Origin of the sequence: Leclercia sp. M50, assembly GCF_037150775.1 — a bacterium.
In the GTDB taxonomy this organism is placed as follows: domain Bacteria; phylum Pseudomonadota; class Gammaproteobacteria; order Enterobacterales; family Enterobacteriaceae; genus Enterobacter.
Genome location: NZ_JBBCPK010000174.1, coordinates 1 through 4840 on the forward strand (window position 1 = coordinate 1; position 4840 = coordinate 4840).

The following is a 4840-nucleotide window of genomic DNA, read 5'->3' on the forward strand; positions in this document are numbered from 1 at the left end:
CCCAGTTATCGTCGTAGCGATTTTCGCCCTGCTCCCACCACTCGTACGGTACCGAGTAATCGCCCAGGGTAATGCCGTGCTCGCGCTGGTACCACTCACGGATCAGCGCCCAGCAGTCAGCAAAGCCCAGTACCCAGCGCCGCCCGGCGTAGTCCCGGTCCTCACGGGGTGCCAGCGTGCAGAAATCACCGTCCGGCCAGCTCATGATGCCCCATTCCACCCCGGACCAGTCGCACTGCACCCTGTCCATTTCGGACGGCACAAGCTGGACCACATCCGGGTGGGAGTGGATAACCATAATGATTTCGCCCTGCTCCGACGCTGCCAGCTTATCCTCTGGCGAGATCGTGAAGGCCTCAGTGGGCGTTGCTGAAATATTCCGGCACGGAATGTACTGCTGCGCCCGCCCGGCCTGCACCACCACGCCGCAGGCCTCGTTCGGATATTCCGCGGCGACGTGGGCGCGGATCGCTTCCATCAGTTTTTTTCGCATGGTTATTTACCCTGAAGGTTTGCCGCCGGGAAGCCGCCGAACGGCAGCGGGTTACCCGTCCCGAACCGCGCTTCGCAGTCCTGCATCTGGCCGCCGCACATATCCAGCGCCGGGTTGTCCGTGGGGGTGCCATCCTTAAGAAAATAGCGGTTCCCGTTGTAGTCACATCCGGTGCCGGTGCGGTACCAGCCGCGCGTGCACCAGGTGCAGACTGGCGTGATCTGCCGGGTGGGCAACTGCAGGTTCTGTATGTCAAAGGGTGAGCACAGTTCAAAGTCGACCTGCACCCGCGTTTCAGCGGTTTTGGCGTTGACGTAAAAAAGCTGCACGCGCTCGTCCGCCGGGCTGGCGTTCGGGTTGCCGGCTGTCCAGTTGGCCGCGTCGAGATATTTCGCCAGCGTGGTGTGGATCTTCACCTTTGCCCTCGCCAGGTCGTCGTACTCGAGACACAGCGCAGTCACGTAGTTGCCGACGTTCGACACGGAAAGCGTGGGTGTGGGCTGCGCCCCGGTGCTGGACAACTCCAGGCCTTTCAGCTCATAAGGGTAAGGGTCGTACTGCTGACCCTGCCAGATAATGGCAGGGAGGTTGTCAGCCGCGAATGCAGCCCAGCCTGCAGAAGCAATATTGTGGGCATGGAAGCGCAGGACGGTATCCATGCCAAATTCGGTGCCGTCTATTTCAACCAACTGGACTAGCTGGCCCGGCTCCAGCTGCTGTATATCCTGCGTGAAACTCATATTCACCCCATAAAAAAACCGCCCGGAGGCGGTCAGTCATTCTGGTTTTGAAGATAATCAGGGAGCAAAGGACTGCTCGAACGTGAACGCTACAGTCGCTTTTTTCCCGGAGGGGAACGAAGCACTGAAGGAATCAGCCCTCATCCGGTAGAGCTTCTTCTCCCCCCAGGGGTTCGTCCACCAGAACGATTTTGTGATGTGCGACATAAGGAACGCACGCAGCACTGCGGCCTCGTTTCGTGTTCCCGTCCAGTCAAGATCCCAGGCTTCGGACCTGTCATTGAACCCCATTCCGGCGACCTGTTTATACCCGTCGCCAAACTGGGACTGAAGCGTCCGGGCGCTTTCTGTTCCCCGGGCTGATTTACGGGTGCGCCAGCTGAATGTGTCTGTCACTGCTACCTCCTTGGGTAAAGTACACCACCCGGCCCCATCTCCTTTTTAAGCCGGTCAGTGATGGTCTGCTGAACAATGCCCTGAAGCTGCCGCGCCGTTCCGATGGTGTCTGCCTGGCTGGACTCGCCACCACCCTGCTGACTGACGCTGACCGGTGCATAAACGCTGATCCCTCCCGTGGCCGCAGCGGGCATTCTGACGCCACCGACCAGCCCGCCGGACGCGTAACCGCGCATCATGCTGTACAGATTCCCCACCCCGATCCGGCTGGTCGCCTCTTTTGTAAAAACGAACTCCCCGCGATGCACCACCCCGGCAGGTTCATATTTACCGCCCGATCCGGTATAGCCGCCCCCGGCAAATCCGATAGCCGAACTGACAGCGCCCACGATCCCTACTCCCGCCTGTTTAAGGGCGATTTGCGCCAGCATCGAAAGCGTTGAGCGGGTGAAGTCACCCCACTTTGCTTTACCGGTGGTCAGCATGTCCGCAAGATTCTGCGTCATTCCGTCAAAGGTACTGGCCGCGACATTTTTCATCTGGCCGTACGCGTCACCCGCAGAATCGGCGTAATCAGCCCAGGCGGATTTTCCACCAGAGAGCCAGTCACCGCGCACTTTATCCTGTTCCTGATAATATCCCTGTAGCGCCTGCAGCTCTTTCTGGTAGCCCTGATCTTTTTCAGACCCGCCACCGTTTTTCCAGCCCTGTAGTAACTGAGCCTCTTCATTGCGCCGCTGTGCCGCACGACTGCTCATCCCCGCGCTTTCCACCAGCGCCCGGGTTTTCTCACCCATCTGGGTAACGTATTTTTGCGATGTGTCCTGCAGTCGATTGAGACGTTCCTGCGTGACGATCTGGTCACCCAGTTTTGCATTGATTTCAGCCTGCGCGAGCACCTTATCCTTGCTGGCGAGCAGGGACTTTTCATCACCCGTCAGCGCCCGGGTTCTGGCAGCCTGTTCAAGGACCGTGAATCTGGCCTGCGCTTTCCACAACTGCTGGCGCTGCTGGCTAATCGTGTCATTGATATCACTGTGCTGACGCAAAACCTCAAGCTGAGTCTGCAGCTCCAGTGTCTGCGCACTGGTGCTGTCGGTAAGTTTTGCGCCACCGGGCACCCTGCCTTTCGTCGGTTTTTTCAGGGAGTCCTCATACTCCTTTTTGGCCGCCGCCATGTTGATGTTGTAATCCGCCTGCAGGATCCGCCCATCTTTCAGAGCCTTGTTAAGCTCGCCCTGCCTGGCCGTGTATTTCTCCAGTGCAGTCTGCGTTTTGGCATAGTTTGCCTGTGCCTGCGCAGCATACTTCTGGCGATCAGATTCCGCAGCCGCTTCGCGGGAGGCATTCTCCTCGTTCGCTCTGGAAATCCCCGCCTGCTGCTGCGCCATGTCCAGCGCCAGTCTGGCCGTTTCGCGGTCATTCCAGAACCGGGCACGGGCCTCATCATTCACATAACGATCACCCTTTCGCAGGTTCCAGATTTCATCGGCCTTTTTGAAAGCGGCTTGTGCTTTTGCCACCATTTCCTGCGCGGTATCGGGCCGACCGACATCAAGCGCCGCATCCCACATCGACTTGAAAGCGCGTTTCAGCGTATCGGCAGCAGTTTCAATCGACCCCATATTGTCGCGGATGGATTTGGTCTGATCGTTGAATCCGGCGGTGGCCGCGTCGTTTGCCGCCTTAAGTGCCCCGGCTTCATCACCGGCACGCTGCAACTGGGCAACATGTGCTATCTGCTCGGCTGTCACGTTGTGAAATTGCCGGGCCATTGCAATGAGCCCGGATGTCGGGTCAGTTGTCAGCTTGCCATACGCAGCGGCAACCTTATCGACTGGTACCCCCGATGCTTCGGTGAATCGGGCAACAGCCTGGCTCATGTCGTCAAAATGGGCACCGGCACGCACGCCAGCGTTGATCAGCTCCGTCAGTGCCTTGCTCGTCTGATTAAACGTAAGACCGGCAGACTGGCCGCTTCGCGCCAGCGTGAGCATTCGATCGGCAGTCAGCCCCGAAGCGTTACCGGAGAGCACCAGTGTTTTGTTGAAGTCGGAGAGTGTGGACGACCCGGCATACCAGGTATACAACAGCGCCCCCGTCGCTGAAGAGAGCGCCCCAATACCAAGCATAACCGGCGAGATAGATCCCAACAGTGCACGAAATGTTGGAATAACCCCGCCAAAGGAGTCTTTAACCTGTCCGCCCTGCTGGAGAAGGATCAGCCACGGGCTCTGGCCGCCCGCCAGCTGCGTGGCGATATCGGTGAACTGCGCCGGGAGCATGCGCATCGCCGCGTTATACTGACCAACAGAGATGCCTGCCTTGCGGGCAGCGCTCTCCTGACGGCTGAATGACTGCTGGATCCGCAAAGCAGAATCGTTCGCCGCGTCTCCCGTTTGCCTGAATTCTTTTTTGACGTAGTTGATCTGCTCGTTAAATTTCGTCGAGTTGACGTCAAGATTAACGACCAGATCACCGACTGCCGTCTGGGCCATAGCGTATACCTCCAGAAATACCTTCCGCCTTCGCCATCAGCGCATCGTCGTCCGGCTCTGCTACATCAACGGGTTCAGATACAGGTGAAAGAATGCTGAAGCTGGCAGGCGTCAGCTCCGGGTCGGCAAAAAACAGGGTTGAAATGGTGTAGAGCAGGCCGGAGAAATGGGCGTCCAGCTGCGCATCATGAAAGAAATTATCCCGGTAGAAAATTTTCCAGTCGCCATACTCCGTAGAGGACATGCCAGCAAGCATGGCGCGCCAGTCAGGGCGACCGAACTCACGCGCCAGTTTCAGGACAAACGTCAGCTCACTGGCGAGAGCTTTTCCGCCGTAACAGGCTCTGCAGATTCGCTGATGCCAACCTGCGGATCCTCCAGTTGCGGTTCAATCATGCCGGAGAGGAGTTTCACCTTAAAATCCGCTTCAGCAATAAGCTCCGTCGGCCAGGTCTGCAGGACTTCATCCTGAATTTTCATCACTTCCGCTGACGCGCCCTCAGGAAGCGTACCTTTCAGCGTATGACCATGCCAGAGCGACAACGCCACCAGGTAAGCACCATTTTTCACGGTGAGGGTGATAGCGGTCTGGAAATCACCTTCTTCAACCGCTTCCAGCTCTTTCAGGTACTCAAGGTGTTCAATGCGCTGTAGCGCGGACAGCTGATACAGCGTCACGCTGCTGCCGTTATGCTCGAGCAGTTCAGTTTTAA

The 4840-nt window shown here is 57.9% G+C and carries 5 protein-coding genes and 1 pseudogene; all 6 read right to left on the reverse strand.

What is annotated here, in order from left to right; translation table 11 throughout:
- The coding region (locus WFM46_RS22835) for a C40 family peptidase (RefSeq protein ID WP_336998616.1) at positions 1-493 on the reverse strand (493 nt) is incomplete at its 3' end.
- 2 nt (positions 494-495) lie between these two features.
- Positions 496-1233 (reverse strand): phage minor tail protein L, encoded by a 738-nt coding sequence (locus WFM46_RS22840; protein WP_103179225.1) that lies wholly within the window; start codon positions 1231-1233, stop codon positions 496-498.
- Positions 1234-1290: 57 nt separating this feature from the next.
- Positions 1291-1629, reverse strand: a complete 339-nt coding sequence (locus WFM46_RS22845) for a phage tail protein (protein ID WP_336998617.1) — start codon at positions 1627-1629, stop codon at positions 1291-1293.
- 2 nt (positions 1630-1631) lie between these two features.
- Positions 1632-4127: a phage tail tape measure protein gene (locus tag WFM46_RS22850; RefSeq protein ID WP_336998618.1), complete on the reverse strand. Its 2496-nt coding sequence runs from the start codon at positions 4125-4127 to the stop codon at positions 1632-1634.
- Positions 4111-4479, reverse strand: a pseudogene (locus tag WFM46_RS22855) (phage tail assembly protein T); the annotation flags it as partial. The pseudogene WFM46_RS22855 and the gene WFM46_RS22850, both read right to left, overlap by 17 nt.
- Positions 4434-4840: phage tail assembly chaperone G (gpG, locus tag WFM46_RS22860; protein ID WP_336998619.1), on the reverse strand; the 407-nt coding region annotated here is incomplete at its 5' end. The gene gpG and the pseudogene WFM46_RS22855, both read right to left, overlap by 46 nt.

Bases quoted from the DNA above. Each gene is read 5' to 3' on its own strand.
- WFM46_RS22840 (WP_103179225.1), bottom strand. From the start codon at position 1,233: ATGAGTTTCACGCAGGATATACAGCAGCTGGAGCCGGGCCAGCTAGTC.
- WFM46_RS22850 (WP_336998618.1), bottom strand. From the start codon at position 4,127: ATGGCCCAGACGGCAGTCGGTGATCTGGTCGTTAATCTTGACGTCAAC.